This window comes from Curtobacterium sp. TC1 (genome assembly GCF_019844075.1).
GTDB lineage: Bacteria > Actinomycetota > Actinomycetes > Actinomycetales > Microbacteriaceae > Curtobacterium.
In genome coordinates this window covers 1,484,726-1,498,517 of the sequence record NZ_CP081964.1, presented here as the reverse complement: position 1 = coordinate 1,498,517, position 13,792 = coordinate 1,484,726, and the positions used below count along the sequence as shown (strand labels likewise).

The 13,792-nt window shown below is 72.2% G+C and carries 13 protein-coding genes; 5 read left to right on the top strand and 8 right to left on the bottom strand.

Features of this window, described 5'->3' with window-relative positions:
- Positions 1 to 19: 19 nt before the first annotated feature.
- Positions 20 to 781, bottom strand: a complete 762-nt coding sequence (locus KZI27_RS08265; RefSeq protein WP_222660521.1) for an SDR family NAD(P)-dependent oxidoreductase — start codon at positions 779 to 781, stop codon at positions 20 to 22.
- An 80-nt stretch (positions 782 to 861) separates the two neighbouring features.
- Between KZI27_RS08265 and KZI27_RS08260 the strand changes: the two genes are divergently transcribed.
- Complete coding sequence (locus KZI27_RS08260; RefSeq protein ID WP_222660519.1) at positions 862 to 2,391, top strand: hypothetical protein; 1,530 nt, start codon at positions 862 to 864, stop codon at positions 2,389 to 2,391.
- 139 nt (positions 2,392 to 2,530) lie between these two features.
- Here KZI27_RS08260 and KZI27_RS08255 read toward each other — a convergent pair whose 3' ends face one another.
- The 6 genes from KZI27_RS08255 to KZI27_RS08230 are packed head-to-tail and all read right to left on the bottom strand — an operon-like array spanning position 2,531 to position 8,714.
- On the bottom strand, positions 2,531 to 3,448 hold the full coding sequence (locus KZI27_RS08255) for a phosphogluconate dehydrogenase C-terminal domain-containing protein (protein WP_222660517.1): 918 nt from the start codon (positions 3,446 to 3,448) through the stop codon (positions 2,531 to 2,533).
- Positions 3,445 to 4,290 (bottom strand): sugar phosphate isomerase/epimerase family protein, encoded by an 846-nt coding sequence (locus KZI27_RS08250; RefSeq protein ID WP_222660515.1) that lies wholly within the window; start codon positions 4,288 to 4,290, stop codon positions 3,445 to 3,447. The genes KZI27_RS08255 and KZI27_RS08250 overlap by 4 nt, the downstream gene beginning before the upstream one ends.
- Complete coding sequence (locus KZI27_RS08245) at positions 4,287 to 5,087, bottom strand: triose-phosphate isomerase family protein (RefSeq protein ID WP_222660513.1); 801 nt, start codon at positions 5,085 to 5,087, stop codon at positions 4,287 to 4,289. The genes KZI27_RS08250 and KZI27_RS08245 overlap by 4 nt, the downstream gene beginning before the upstream one ends.
- Complete coding sequence (locus tag KZI27_RS08240) at positions 5,087 to 5,572, bottom strand: ribose-5-phosphate isomerase (RefSeq protein WP_111086530.1); 486 nt, start codon at positions 5,570 to 5,572, stop codon at positions 5,087 to 5,089. Before KZI27_RS08240 ends, KZI27_RS08245 begins: the two co-directional genes overlap by 1 nt.
- A 26-nt stretch (positions 5,573 to 5,598) precedes the next feature.
- Entirely contained in the window at positions 5,599 to 7,320 is a 1,722-nt protein-coding gene (locus KZI27_RS08235; protein ID WP_222660512.1) for a dihydroxyacetone kinase family protein, read from the bottom strand.
- Entirely contained in the window at positions 7,317 to 8,714 is a 1,398-nt protein-coding gene (locus tag KZI27_RS08230; RefSeq protein ID WP_222660510.1) for an MFS transporter, read from the bottom strand. The genes KZI27_RS08235 and KZI27_RS08230 overlap by 4 nt, the downstream gene beginning before the upstream one ends.
- Positions 8,715 to 8,883: 169 nt before the next feature.
- Here KZI27_RS08230 and KZI27_RS08225 point away from each other — a divergent pair, with 169 nt between their 5' ends.
- The 4 genes from KZI27_RS08225 (at position 8,884) to KZI27_RS08210 (ending at position 11,835) form a co-directional block, all read left to right on the top strand.
- Positions 8,884 to 9,633, top strand: a complete 750-nt coding sequence (locus tag KZI27_RS08225) for a FadR/GntR family transcriptional regulator (protein ID WP_222660508.1) — start codon at positions 8,884 to 8,886, stop codon at positions 9,631 to 9,633.
- Positions 9,634 to 9,831: 198 nt separating this feature from the next.
- The gene (locus KZI27_RS08220; protein ID WP_222660506.1) at positions 9,832 to 10,506 is read left to right on the top strand and encodes a class I SAM-dependent methyltransferase; all 675 of its coding nucleotides are present in this window, start codon (positions 9,832 to 9,834) and stop codon (positions 10,504 to 10,506) included.
- A gap of 10 nt (positions 10,507 to 10,516) precedes the next feature.
- A complete protein-coding gene (locus tag KZI27_RS08215) occupies positions 10,517 to 11,353 on the top strand; it encodes a PmoA family protein (protein ID WP_222660504.1) in 837 nt (278 codons plus the stop codon).
- Complete coding sequence (locus KZI27_RS08210) at positions 11,350 to 11,835, top strand: tetratricopeptide repeat protein (RefSeq protein WP_222660502.1); 486 nt, start codon at positions 11,350 to 11,352, stop codon at positions 11,833 to 11,835. Before KZI27_RS08215 ends, KZI27_RS08210 begins: the two co-directional genes overlap by 4 nt.
- Before the next feature lie 492 nt (positions 11,836 to 12,327).
- Here the strand turns inward: KZI27_RS08210 and KZI27_RS08205 are convergent, their stop codons facing one another.
- Positions 12,328 to 13,764 carry a protein kinase domain-containing protein gene (locus KZI27_RS08205; protein ID WP_222660500.1) on the bottom strand — a complete coding sequence of 479 codons (1,437 nt, stop codon included), beginning with the start codon at positions 13,762 to 13,764 and terminating at the stop codon, positions 12,328 to 12,330.
- Between the last annotated feature and the right edge of the window lie 28 nt (positions 13,765 to 13,792).

Here is a 13,792-nt window from a genome sequence, read left to right as displayed (position 1 = left end):
GAGCTCGCGCCGCAGGCGGTCAGAGGCTCGTCATGCCGCCGTCGACGCGGAACTCGGCGCCCGTCGCGTAGGACGACTCTCCGCTGGCCAGGTAGACCATGATCCCGGTCACGTCGTCGGGGGTCCCGGGGCGGCCGAGCGGTGTGCGGGAGACGATCGCCGCGCGCGCCGAGGGATCGCCGGAGATCGTCCGGACGAGCCCGGTCTCGGTGTAGCCCGGCACGACGGTGTTCACCCGGATGCCGTCCCGCGCGTAGGCCATCGCGGTCGCACGGACGAGCGCGTGGATGCCGCCCTTGGTCGACGAGTAGGCCGCGAAGTCGGCGCCCTCGCCGTTCAGGCCGGTGGGTGAGCCGGTCGCGATGATCGACCCGCCGCCGCCGGCCGCGAGCATCGCCCGGACGGCGTGCTTCACCGTCAGGAACGTGCCCGTCAGGTTCACCGCCAGCGTGCGGTTCCAGGTCTCGAGCGACACGTCCGCGACCGCGGCATCGTGGCCGAACAGCTGCACGCCGGCGTTCGCGACCACGACGTCGGGGGTCCACTCCTGCGCGGCGAGGGCGGCGAACCCGGCCGCGACGCTGCCCTCGTCGGCGATGTCCACGGTGAGCGGCAGTGCGCGCGGACCGGCTGCCGCTGCCGCGGCGCCCGCCGCCGTCGCGTCTCGGTCGGCGTAGACCACGCGCGCGCCCTCGGCGACGAACCGGTCCGCGGTCGCGCGGCCGATGCCGGAGCCCGCCCCCGTGACGAGTGCGGTGCTGTGGTCGAGTCGTGCGGTCATGCGGGCGCTCCGTCCTGGGAGCGTCGTCGCTCCACGGACCCATCATTGCCCAACCGGTTGACCGGTGGTAGTCATGCACCATGACCGTGACGTCGATGGGCACCGAGTCGTCGATCGGTGCGTGGTGGTTCACCCTGCGCGGTGCCGAGCTCGCCGACCTCACGTACGACGGTGAACCCGTGCTGCGGGCGATCCGGTTCGTGACACGGGATCACGACTGGCGCACCGCCGACGACACCGTGCTCGCACGGACACAGCCGTCCGGCACGGGTACCGGTGGACGGCTCCGCATCGAGGCCAGCAGCCGGTACGACGGCACGGAGGTGCTCCGGTACGTCCTCGAGGTCACCGTCGACGGCCCGACCCTGCACGTCGACGCGGTCGCCACCACGACGGCGCCCTTCCGCCGCAACCGCATCGGCCTGGTCGTGCTGCACCCGCCGGCCCTCGCCGGTGTGCCGTTCACCGCCCGGCACCCGTCCGGCTCCGTCACCGGGTCCGCGTTCCCGACGTGGATCGCGCCGCACCAGCCGGCCACCGACCTGTCGGGCCTGGACTGGTCGACGGGGCGGGTCGCGCTGACGCTCGACCTGGCCGGCGACGTGTTCGAGACGGAGGACCAGCGCAACTGGACCGACGCATCGTTCAAGACCTACTCGACGCCGCTGTCCGAACCGTTCCCCGTCGCGCTCGACGCCGGTTCCGTGGTCCACCAGTCGCTCACGCTGCGCGCGACGACGGACGACCGACCGGGAGGCACGGCCTCCCCCGCCCCGGACCTCGCGTTCCTGGACGGGCCGGCTCCCACCACCGTGGTCGCCCCGTCGCCGACGCTCCAGCTGCTCGCCGCCTCGGCCCCGGCCGCTGCGCGCCCGACCGCGGTGCCGCTCGACGTGCCGGTCGTGGTGGAGCCCGTCGTGCTGGTTGAACCCTTCCTCGGCGATCCGAACGTCCGGGCCGTGCTGGCGTCAGCTCGCCGCGATGCCGGCGGCGGCCCGCTCGACGTCCGGTTCGTCACCGACGACCCGGACGTGCTCCGTGCCGCGATCGACGACGTGCTCGACTCGGGCGCGGTCGTGCGGATCGGCGCGTTCGACCCGACCACACACGTGACGGCCCCGGCGTTGCAGCAGGCCCTGCGCGACGCCGCGGCTTCCGTGGGCGACCTCGAGGTCGTGGCGGGCAGCCGCGCGCACTTCACGGAGCTGAACCGGACCGTCGACCTGTTCCGCGACTGGGACGGGCCCCTGACGTTCAGCGTGACGCCGCAGATGCACGACCGGTCGCCCGAACAGGTGACCGAGTCGATCCGGATGCAGCGCTGGGTGGTGAGCAGCGCCTCCCGGCTGGCCGCCGGCAGGGCGCTCCACGTCGGACCGGTGACGCTGCGACCACGCTTCAACGCGGTCGCGACGTCCGCGCGCCCGTCGGTGACCGACGCGACGATCGAAGCCGGGTACGGGCCGCAGTTCGTGCCGGACGCGACCGATCCGGAGCAGCACTCCCCCGCGGCGCGGGCGTGGTTCGCGGCGTCCGTGGAGGCGCTGACGGTGCCGGGGGTCGCGTCGATCACCCTCGCCGAGGCCTGGGGACCCCGCGGCGTGCGGTGAGTGCGCCGCGGGCGGTGGGTGCCGGCGGGCGGAGAGTGCCGACGGGCGGTGGGTGCCGACGGGCGGTGGGTGCCGCGAAAGCGACAGATTCCCGCCGATGGTCGGCGGGAATCTGTCGCTTCGGCAGATCAGACGAACGTCAGCGGCGGACGGCGTCGATCTTGAGCATCTTGGCGATGACCGAGTCGAGCTCGCTGTCGTCGAAGACCTGCTTCCAGTCCTCCTTGATGAGCTTCTCGCGGCCGTAGCCCATCGCGATGTGGCACGCATCCGAGAACGGGTTCGAGCCGCGCAGGCCGTTGGTCAGCGCGATCCAGGTGTGGCCGTAGAGCATGGCGCGGGCGGCCTCGCGGGGCACGCCGACACCGGTGACGGTCTCCTCGAGGGCGTCGTTGAGGAAGTCGCCGATCATGCAGGCGATGGTCTCGACCAGGGTCGGCTCGAGCACGGCGAGCTGCTTCACGGTGACCCAGTGCACCTGGATGACGGGTGCGTACATGGTGGTGATGACGGCCTCGGCGATCGCCTTGGCGGAGTCGTCCGGGTCGCCGAGGGACTCGGAGGCGTCGAAGGCCGCGATGACCTCCTGCGGGGCGGCGATGCCACCGAAGGTGTCGTCCCACTCGGCCTTGGTGGTGCGCTCGAGGAACACCGACGGGTGGCACGGGTGCGCCACGGCGTAGTGGATGTCCTCACGCTTGGCGAGCAGTCCGGCGTAGGCGGCGGCCGGGTCGAGCGTCAGGATCGTCGCGCCCGACTGCATGACGGGGACGAGCTGCTCCGAGATGGTGCCGAGCAGGACGTCCGGCACGGCGAGGATGACCACGTCGGCGACCTTGGCGGCGTCGAGGCTGTCGGTCAGCTCGCGGCCGAGGGCCTGGATGCGCTCCTGACCCGCGGGCGAGGCCTCGCTGTAGAGCGTCGTGTACTCGCTCTTCGCGAAGTTGTTCGAGACGCGGGTGCCCATCTTGCCGCCGGCACCGATCACGGCGACGGTGACGTCGGCCGTACCGGATCCGGCAGCGACGGTGTGGGTGGTGGTGACGGTGTCGGTCATGATTCCTTGCTCCTGATGTGCTCGATGGTGTGTTCGGTCCACGCCGCCTCGATGCGGGTGGTGGTCTGTGCGGGCGTCTCGCCCGGTCGTGGTTCGGCGCCCGCGTGCTCGTCCTGCCAGGGCAGCCAGAACTCGATGACGCGGTTGATCCCGCGGGCGTCGGGGTCGATCGCAGCGCGGACGGCGTCGTGGTCGACGACCCCGGTGCCGATCGGGACGCCGGTGTACTGGAACCCGACCCACCCCGGCGACCGGGTGAACCCGGAGTCCTTGACGTGCCAGTTGACGACGTGCGGGGCGGTCATCGCGACGACGTCGGCGGGGTGTTCGAGCCGTGCGACGGTGTTCGCCGGGTCCAGGCAGATGCCGAGGTGGTCGGAGCCGATCGCTTGCACGACCGCGACGAGGTCGGCGGTGGCGACGACCTCGTAGGTCTCGAGGGCGAGCGTCACTCCGGCCGCCTCGTAGGCGGGGAGTGCTTGGCGCAGACGGCGTTCGGTCTCGGTGGCGTCCGGCTGGTCGTCGCCGCTCGTCCACATCGACCGGACGAGCGTCGCGCCGAGCACCTGCGCGATCTGCAGGTACCGGGCGAGGTGCGCCGGGTCGGTGCCGCGGGTGCCGACCTCGAGTGTGAGCCCGAGGTCGTCGGCCAGCGTCCGGATCGCGGTCAGCCGGTCGTCCGACGCGGTGTCGAGCGGCAGGTGGTCGCAGATCTGGAACAGGTCGACGCCGTCGTGGGCCGCGGCGTCGCGCAGGGCGTCGTCGAGGGACAGCGGTGCCGGCACACGGTCGGACATGCGCCAGAAGTAGGCGTAGGTGGAGAGACCGAGCAGGGAGGTCACGTGGTCACCTCCAGCGCCTGGGCTTCGTCGAGGATCGTGCGGATCGCCTCGGGGTCGTGGGCGAAGCGGCCGAGGAACAGGCCACCGATGCGGCCCTCCCCCCGGGTGAGCAGGCCCGGTCCGGCGCTGCCGCCGTAGACGACGACCGAACCGGCGAGCTCCGGACGGGTCGCCAGGTGCTGCTCGATGCCCGCGAGCACCGCGACGATGTGCTCGTCGGGAGCGGGCTGCGGTGCGCCGATCGCCCAGACCGGCTCGTAGGCGGCGATGACCGGCCCGGCGAGCCCGTCGGCGACGGCCGTCGCGACGAAGCGGTCCAGCTGCGCGGTGACCTCGGCGACGGCGGCGGACGGGTCGCCGTCGGCGGCACGGTCGGTCTCGCCGATGCAGATGAGGGGACGCAGGCCGTTGCGGAACGCGGCGTGCACCTTGCCGGCGATGTCCTGGTCGGACTCGTGGAACAGGGAGCGACGCTCGGCGTGGGCGATCTCGACCAGGTCGACCCCGACCTCGCGGAGCTCGCGGCCGGACACCTCTCCGGTGAAGGCGCCCTCGTCTGCCCATGCCAGGTCCTGCGCGCCGAGGAGCACCGGGGTGCGCTCGAGCACGGCGTGCACCGGCACCAGCGAGGGGAACGTCGGGATGACGAAGAGTTCAACCGCGCCCGACTGCACCGCCGGGTGGGTCCGGGCGATGTCGGCCACGGCGGCCGCCCACTCGAGCGTCCGGGCGTGCCCGAAGTACATCTTGAGCGACACCCCGATCGTGATCGGGGCCGCCGCCGTGGTCGCCGGCATCAGGCGTCGGTCCCGACCGGGGCCGAGCCGTCGTAGGCACAGATCGCCGCGACCTTCGATGCGCTGGCACTCGAAGCGTCGAACGTGTAGCCGAGCCACTCCTTCGCCATCCGGCGTGCGACCTCGACGCCGACGACCCGCTGGCCCATGCAGAGGACCTGCGCGTCGTTCGACAGGACCGAGCGCTCCACGCTGAACGAGTCGTGCGCCGTGACCGCCCGGATGCCGGGGACCTTGTTCGCCGCGATCGCCACACCGAGTCCGGTGCCGCAGATCAGGATGGCGCGGTCGGCCTCGCCGTTCGCGACCAGGCGTGCGGCGTCGACCGCGACGTGCGGGTACGCGGTGTGTCCGTCCGCGTCGACGCCGACGTCGACCACGGAGACGACGCGCGGGTCGGCCTGCAGGTCCTGCTTGATGATCTCCTTGTAGTCGAAGCCGGCGTCGTCCGAGCCGACGACGATGCGGAACTGCTGGTCACTCATGCGGGTGCCTTTCGTGGTGGTGTGGGTCAGGCGGGGACGGAGACGGTCGACAGGACCGCCGCGGTGATCAGGGCGAACGAGGTCGCGCCGGCGTCGGGGGTGCCGACGGCGTCCTCGCCGTGGGTGCGAGCGCGGCCCATCTTGGGCAGCAGGTCGGCGGTGGCGTCGGCAGCGGCCGTCGCGGCGGCGGACGCGGCCGACCAGGCGCTGACCAGGTCGTCGCCGGCCGCGACGCGGTCGGTGAGGACTCGGTCGAACGGGACGATCGCGTCGACCATGGTCTTGTCACCGGGGACGGCGCCGAAGGCGAGGACCGCCTCGGTGGCAGCGTGCACCGCGCTCTGGACCGTGGCGGCCGTCGGACGCGACACGTCCCCGAGGACGCGACCCAGTGCCTCCAGGGCGGCTCCCCAGATCGCACCGGACGTGCCACCGGCCTTGTCGGACCAGGCGTCTCCGGCGATCGCCAGGACGCTGCCGGCACCGGCGCCGCGCGCGGCGGCGTCCTGTGCGGCACGGTCCGCCGCGGTCGAGCCGCGCTGCATGCCGATGCCGTGGTCGCCGTCACCGGCGACGGCGTCGATGCGGCCGAGCTCGTCGGCGTGGTCGTCGATGGTGACGCGGATCGCCGTGATCGCTGCGGCGACCCGAGCGGCGGACGCCTGCGACGCCTCGGTACCGGGCGTGACCGGTGCCTGCTCGTCCGCGGCGAGGGTCTCGGGTGCGACCTGCTCCTGCGGGACGGCGCCGCCCTTGCGGTACGCGGGGCTGTCGGCGGGCGCTGCCCAGAGCTGCTCGAGTTCGTCGTCGAGCCAGAAGAGCGTGAGCGAGACGCCGGCCATGTCGAAGCTCGTGACGAGTTCGCCGACCTCGGGCTCGACGACCACGACGCCGGCCGCGGTCAGCTTGCGCTGCACGGCGTTGAAGACGACGAAGAGCTCCTCGTACTTGACGCTGCCGAGGCCGTTCAGGATCGGGACGACGCGTGCTCCGTCGACGACGACACCGGATGGCAGCTCGGTCAGGAGCTTGTCGACGAGCAGGTCGGCCAGTCCGGACGCAGTGGGGACGTCGGCTTCGGCGATGCCGCGTTCCCCGTGGATGCCCATCCCGATGGCCATCCGGCCCTCGGGGACGGTGAAGAGCGGCTCGTCGGCGCCGGGCAGCGAGCACCCGGAGAACGCGACACCGAAACTGCGGGTGCGGTCGTTGGCGCGGGTGGCGATCGCGGTGACCGTGTCGAGGTCGTCTCCGCGTTCGGCTGCGGCACCGGCGACCTTGAAGACGCAGAGGTCACCGGCGATGCCGCGGCGCTTGTGGGCTTCGGCGCTCGGGGCGGAGGCGACGTCGTCGGTCACCCGCACCGTGCGGACGTCGATCCCGCTGTCGGTCAGTGCCCGCGCCGCGGCGTCGAAGTTCAGCACGTCGCCGGCGTAGTTGCCGTAGCTCAGCAGCACCCCGCCGCCGTGCTCGGACGCCTTCGCCACCGCCGTGACCTGCTGGGCACTCGGGCTGGCGAACAGGTTGCCCATCGCCGCACCGGCGGCCAGACCGTGCCCGACGAGTCCGCCGAAGGCCGGGTAGTGGCCGGAGCCACCGCCGACGACGAGCGCGACGGTGCCCTCGGGGCTGGTGGTCGAGCGGGCGACGCCGCCGTGGACCTTGCGGACCCGGGCCTGGTTCGCGGCCACGAAGCCGTCGACCATCTCGTCTGCGAAGTCGGCAGGGTCGTTGAACAGGCGGGTCATGCGTGAGTCTCCTGGGTCGTCGACGTCGCGTCGTGTGCCGCAGCGTCGGCGTCGCGCTGCTCGTTCCGCTTCGTGTTCCGGCCGAGGACGAACATCAGCACGCTCGACAGCACCATGAAGAAGCCGACGATGAACATCGGGACCTGGTAGCCGCCGGTCCACCCGCTGACGACGCCCGTGATGTACGGAGCGGCGAACCCACCGAGGTTGCCGATCGTGTTGATGAGCGCGACCCCCGCGGCAGCGGCGGCACCGGTCAGGAACTGCGTCGGCACGGTCCAGAAGTTCGGCAGCGCGGCGAAGATGGCGCAGGCGGTGACCGCGATGACGGCGATCGTGGCGGCCGGGCTGTTCATGTAGAGCGCGACCGGGATGCTCAGGCCACCGACGAGCGCGGGGACGGCGATGTGCCAGACCCGGACGCCGCGCCGGAAGGCGTCACGCGACCAGAAGTACAGGACGACCGCGGCGGGGACGTACGGGATCGCCGTGATCATGCCCTTCTGGAACAGGTCGAACGTGGTGCCGAACTGCTCCTGGAAGCCGTCGATGATCGTCGGCAGGAAGAAGCTCAGCGCGTACAGGCCGTAGATGAAGCCGAAGTAGACCGCCGCGAGCATCCAGACGCGGCCGGAACCGAACGCGGCACGGAGGCCGCCCTTGGCGTGACCGTCTCCCCCGCTCTTCTCCTTGTTCTCCTTCGCCAGGGCACCTTCGAGCCACGTCTTCTCGTCCTCGTCGAGCCACTTCGCCTGCGACGGCTTGTCCTTGAGGACGAAGAGGCACAGGATGCCGACGATGATCGCCGGGATCGAGACGCAGAGGAACATGAAGCGCCAGCCGGCGAGTCCGCCGAGCAACCCCTCGTGGGTCATCAGCCAGCCGGCGAGCGGGGAGCCGATGACGCTGGTGAGCGGCTGCGCCAGGTAGAACAGCGCGAGCATCTTGCCGCGGTGGCGTGCGGGCACCCAGGTCGACAGGAACAGGATCGCGCCGGGGAAGAAGCCCGCCTCGGCGATGCCGAGCAGGAAGCGCAGCCCGACGAGCTGCGGGTAGTTCTGCACCCACGTGAAGAGCAGCGAGACGATGCCCCACGTGATCATGATCCGGGCGAGCCAGATGCGGGCGCCGAACTTGTGGAGCGCCAGGTTCGACGGCACCTCGAGCACGAGGTAGCCGATGAAGAACACGCCGGAGGCGAACCCGAACTGGGCGGCGGTCAGACCGAGGTCCGCCTCCATGCCGTTCGGGGCCGCGAAGGAGATCGCGGTGCGGTCGAGGAAGTTGATGAAGAACATCAGTGCAACGAACGGCACGATGCGGATCGCGATCTTGCGGATGGCCGTCTTCTCGACGACCGAGGTGGGGATGCCTCGCGTGGCGGGGATGTCCACGATGACTCCTGCTCGGTGGGGGTGGTACGACTCCGACCCGTGCTGCTGCGCCCGGATGGAGCGGGCGCATCGGTGCGCCTGGTCCAGTGTGCGGATTCCAGTTCGACTTGTCAACCGGTTGACCAAAGCGCGCAGGCCCAACCGGTTGACCGAACGGTACGCTCACTGCATGCCCGCGTTCAGCCCGGACGATCCCCTCAACATCCGACTCGAACTCGAGTCCGTACCCGCGGGATCGCCCGCCTCCGAGGTCGCCCGACAGCTCGTGTCCCTGCTCACCGCGGGTGAACTGGCACCGGGCTCGCGGTTGCCGTCCGAGCGGATCCTCGCCGAACGGCTCGGCGTCGGTCGCTCCGCCGTGCGCGAGGCGCTGGCCGCCCTCGAGATCCTGGGCATCGTGCAGATCCGGCCCGGCTCGGGCACGTACCTGCAGGGCGGCACCTCGGACCTGCTGCCGACGACGCTGTCGTGGGGGCTCATGCTCGCCTCGAACCGCACCCGCGAGCTGCTCGAGGTCCGGTCGTCGCTCGAGCGCACGGTCGCGATCCTCGCCGCGCAGCGCGCCACGCCCGAGCAGGTCGCTGAGCTCGGCGAGTACCTCGTCCGACAAGAGGCCACCCTCGACGACCCGGAGGCCTTCATCGACGCCGACGTCCGGTTCCACGTCCTGCTCGCCCGAGCCGCGGGGAACGACGTGCTCGGTGATCTGCTGCAGAGCCTGCGGTCGATGCTGAGCGTGTGGGTCGGTCGCCGCGTCCAGACCCGCCAGGCCACCGAGGCGGCCTACGAGGAACACCGCGCGATCTACGAGGCACTGCGGGCCGGCGACGTGCCCGCCGTGCAGCGGGCGATGGACGAGCACATGGCCACGGCGAGCGCCCGCATCGAGAACGCCGAGCCCGTCCCGCCCGCCGAGTAGCGGTGGTGGGGCGCGCGCGCGGGCGCGGCGCGCGCGCTTCGGGAGCAGAAATGGTCGGGTCCGTGTAGGCGACCCGACATCTTCTGCTCACCATCCGGCGGCCGGGAGGCGCGGCGCGCGTCCGCCTCGCACCGTGCGACGTTGCCGGGGCGGCAACAGGGCTTGGGTCCGGCCCGGCAGGTGCGCTGGAGTGGGCGGATGCATGCACACAAAACCACCACCGACGGCGTCGGCTCGGCCCGCGACTGGTGGGAGCAGCGGTACGCCGAGCGCGACGGGATCTGGTCTGGCCGGGTGAACGCGGTGCTGGCCGACGTCGCCGGGTCGCTGCCGACGGCGCCGGGCGGCGGTGTGCGCCGCGCGCTCGACCTCGGCTGCGGTGAGGGCGGGGACGTCGTCTGGCTCGCCGAGCAGGGTTGGGACGTGCTGGGGATCGACCTGTCGGTGACGGCGATCGAGCGCGGTTCGCGGGCGTCCGTGTCGGCCGGGGTCGAGGAACAGACGGCGTTCGTCGCCGCCGACCTCGCCACGTGGGAGACGGCGGCGCGCTTCGACCTGGTGACGGCGTCGTTCCTGCAGTCGTGGCCCGTGGAGATCCCGCGCGCGGTGATCCTGCGACGGGCCGCCGGCTTCGTCGCGGTCGGCGGCCACCTGCTCGTCACGGCGCACGCTGCACCCCCGCACGACGACCTGCCCGTCGAACTGCGGGAGTACCGGTTCCCGACGCCCGACGAGGACCTGACCGCGCTGCAGCTCGACGACACCTGGGACGTCGTCGCCGCCGAGCTCCGGCCGCGCACCGCGACGACACCCGACGGCGACCCGCACCAGGTCGTCGACAGCGTGGTGCTGGTCCGCCGTTCGCGCGGGTAGCGTCGGAGCGGTGAGCACCGACGACCGCCTCCGCACGATCGAGGTGGACGCGGTCGAGGTCGCTGTCGGCCGCGACGGTGCCGGGACCACTACCACCTCGTCCCCTCGCCCGTACCTGCACCCGGTGCGGACCCTCGGCCGTACCGTCCTCACTGCCCACCACCCGGCCGACCACGAGTGGCACTGCGGTGTCGGGGTCGCGATCCCGGACGTCGACGGCGTGAACTGCTGGGGCGGTCCCACCTACGTGCACGGTGAGGGCTACGTCTGGCGCGACGACCACGGCCGGGCCGACGTCGTGCGTGCCGAGCAGCACGCCGCTCCGCACGGTGGTCGCACGGTCCAGGAGCTCGCCTGGCGCGGCCCCGACCACACGGTCGTCCTGCACGAAGCCCGCACCCTCGCCTGGCGTGCCGTCGACTCCGGGTGGGAACTGCGCTGGTCGTCGTCGTTCCGGGCTCCGGGGAACGACACCGTGCACCTCGGCAGCCCCGGCAGCAACGGTCGGGTCGGTGCCGGCTACGGCGGGTTCTCCTGGCGGTTCGCCGAGTGCACCGACGTGGTCGTCCGGACCGCCGACGCGCAGGGCGAGGAAGCAGTGCACGGCTCGATCGCCCCGTGGATCGAGTGGTCCGCGACGTTCGAGGGTGCCCCGGCGACGGTCCGGCTCGAAGCACTCGACCACCGTGACCCCTGGTTCGTCCGTGTCGCGGAGTACCCCGCGATCGGTTCGGCCCTCGCCTGGCGTGAACCAGTGCTCGTGCGCCCCGGCGTCCCATTCGTCCGCTCCTTCCGCGCGACGATCACCGACGGTGCCGTCCTGCCCGGCAATACGCTGGACCGATGAGCACCGCAGACTGGGAAGCCCGCGTCGCCGCACTCTGGGCCGACGAGACCATCGACGACCAGCAGCGCATCGAGCGGATGCGCGAGCTCGCGGCAGCTGCACCGCACCCGGCCCTCGGTGCCTTCGAGCTCGGCGGCGCGAACGACTCCGGCGGCCACGAGGCGGAGGCCGACGTCCACTACGCAGCCGCCACGGCCGCAGGTCTCGCGGACGTCGATCCGTCCCGTGCCGCGCAGATGGTCGTCCAGCACGCTTCGACCCTGCGGAACCTCGGCCGGATCGACGAGGCCATCGCGATGCTCCGCAACGCACCGGAGCACCCGTCCACCGGCGCCGCGCCGAAGGTGTTCCTCGCGCTCGCCCTGCACAGTGCGGGCCGTCACGACGAAGCGCTCCGGGTCGCGATCGAGGCCGTCGAGCCGACGCTCCCCCGCTACAACCGGTCCGTCCGCGCCTACGCCGCTGCCCTCACCGACGCCTGACGGTTCCCGCCCCGACCCGCCGGCGCTCGGTGTCGGGTCACCACGACGCGCTCGTGCCGTTCGCGACCCGACGGCGAGCGGGCGAAACACCGTGGTCCGTCCGGCATCCGACCCCGGCATTTCGCCCGCTCGAGCCGTCGGGAACCCCCACCCACCCGCGAACGGGCGAAACATCCGGGTGTCCACGGCGCTCAACGCTGGCATTTCGCCCGCTCGCGTGAACGGGCGCTCGTATTCCAGCGGATGCATGCGAGTTGCGGCATGCCTGCATGAGCGGGCGAAATACCCGGGTGGAGGGGCCGCGCACCCCGGTATTTCGCCCGCTCGCCCGCTGACGGGCCGGCGCGCTGACGGACAGCGGGCTGACGGGCCGCGGGCGCACGCTGGCGGACGCGCCCGCGCACGAGAGCGACGCACGGGGCGCGACCGCAGGGCGGACGGGAGGCGCGGGGCGGACCCGCACCGGGCCTCCCGTCCGTCGGCGGCGACCGTCTAGGGCCGCGCGCGCTCCTGCTGCCCCGTCACCTGCGCGACCGGCAGGGAGTCACTCGTGGTGCGGAGCGACTCCTGCCGGAGCTCGAGCTGCGTGACCGCGAGGGCGGCGAGGTCGTGCAGGTTCGCCAGGTCGGCTTCGGTCGCCTGCCGCGGCTTCGTGTCGAGCACCGCGAGGGTGCCGATCGGGACGCCATCGTGCCGCACGAGCGGCACGCTCACGTAGAACCTGATGCCGAGCGCGCCGGTGACGAGCGGGCTGTGCTGCATGTCCGGGTGGATCGACCCGTCCGGGATGACGACGGGGACCGCGACGGGCGCGAAGCCGTTGCCGAAGTTGATGTTGCGCGCTGCTTCGTCGACGCCCTCGGCGATGTACGACTGCGACCAGGCGCGGTCCTCGTCGAGCACCTCGACCAGGGCGATCGGGGCGTCGAACAGGCGGGCGGCCATCGCGGTGGTGCGGTGCAGGGCCTCGTCGGGCAGTGTGTCGAGCGTCGCCGGGCGGGCCGTGTCGGCGTCGGCACGCGGAGCATCGGCAGCGGCGGCGGGACCCGACGCCGAGGTGTCCACGACGTGGTCGGTACCGGCGGTCTCGGCGATGACGACGTCGCGCAGCAGCGTCACGAGTTCGGCACCGGCGGGGCGTACGGACGGGTCCTGTGCGGTCATCGCGCGGAGCAGCTGCTTCCAGTGCTCGGGCAGGGGTTCGGGGACGACCGGGTCGCGGGACAGCCGGGCGACGGCGGACTCGACGAGCGACCCGGGGAACTCCCGGCGCCGGGTGAAGCACTGCAGCAGCACGAGTCCGAGTGAGTACACGTCGCTCGGGGCGCCGACGTCGCCGCCTCGGGCCTGCTCCGGGCTGAGGTAGGCGGCGGTGCCCGTGGTGACGCCGTCGGCGGTCAGCCGCTCGACGCCCGCGGCGAGCGCGATGCCGAAGTCGGTGAGGCGTGCACGGGCACGGTCGGAGTCGTTGCCGTAGTCGACGAGCAGGATGTTCGACGGCTTGATGTCGCGGTGCACCACGCCGTGGCTGTGGATGTAGTGCAGCGCCTCGGCCATGTCGTAGCCGATCTCGGCGATGTGGCGGGAGGCGAGTGGGCCGACGGCGAGGCGTTCCTCGAGGTCCTGTCCGACGACGAGTGCCATCACGAGGTAGCGCTGGTGGGTACCGTCGTGGCCGGTCACGACCCCGGTGTCGAGCAGGCTGACCAGGTTGTGGTGCTCGAGCGAAGCGAGCACGCCGAGCTCCGCCTCTTGCCGGGCGATGTCGACGGTGCCGGCGTGGAACACCTTGACGGCGACGGGGCGGTGCAGGCTCTCGTCGATGCCGCGGTACACGACGGACATGCCGCCCTGGCCGATGGCGTGTTCGAGTCGGTAGCGCCCGTCGAGCAGTGGGGCCGCGGACTGGGGGTCCTCGGTCGGACTCATCGAACCTCGTTCTCGGTGCGGGCAGGCG

What these genes read in the sequence shown, in the direction of transcription:
- KZI27_RS08265 (WP_222660521.1), bottom strand. Translation starts at nt 781, where the DNA reads ATGACCGCACGACTCGACCACAGCACCGCACTCGTCACGGGGGCGGGC.
- KZI27_RS08260 (WP_222660519.1), top strand. Translation starts at nt 862, where the DNA reads ATGACCGTGACGTCGATGGGCACCGAGTCGTCGATCGGTGCGTGGTGG.
- KZI27_RS08255 (WP_222660517.1), bottom strand. Translation starts at nt 3,448, where the DNA reads ATGACCGACACCGTCACCACCACCCACACCGTCGCTGCCGGATCCGGT.
- KZI27_RS08245 (WP_222660513.1), bottom strand. Translation starts at nt 5,087, where the DNA reads ATGCCGGCGACCACGGCGGCGGCCCCGATCACGATCGGGGTGTCGCTC.
- KZI27_RS08240 (WP_111086530.1), bottom strand. Translation starts at nt 5,572, where the DNA reads ATGAGTGACCAGCAGTTCCGCATCGTCGTCGGCTCGGACGACGCCGGC.
- KZI27_RS08235 (WP_222660512.1), bottom strand. Translation starts at nt 7,320, where the DNA reads ATGACCCGCCTGTTCAACGACCCTGCCGACTTCGCAGACGAGATGGTC.
- KZI27_RS08225 (WP_222660508.1), top strand. Translation starts at nt 8,884, where the DNA reads ATGCCCGCGTTCAGCCCGGACGATCCCCTCAACATCCGACTCGAACTC.
- KZI27_RS08220 (WP_222660506.1), top strand. Translation starts at nt 9,832, where the DNA reads ATGCATGCACACAAAACCACCACCGACGGCGTCGGCTCGGCCCGCGAC.
- KZI27_RS08210 (WP_222660502.1), top strand. Translation starts at nt 11,350, where the DNA reads ATGAGCACCGCAGACTGGGAAGCCCGCGTCGCCGCACTCTGGGCCGAC.
- KZI27_RS08205 (WP_222660500.1), bottom strand. Translation starts at nt 13,764, where the DNA reads ATGAGTCCGACCGAGGACCCCCAGTCCGCGGCCCCACTGCTCGACGGG.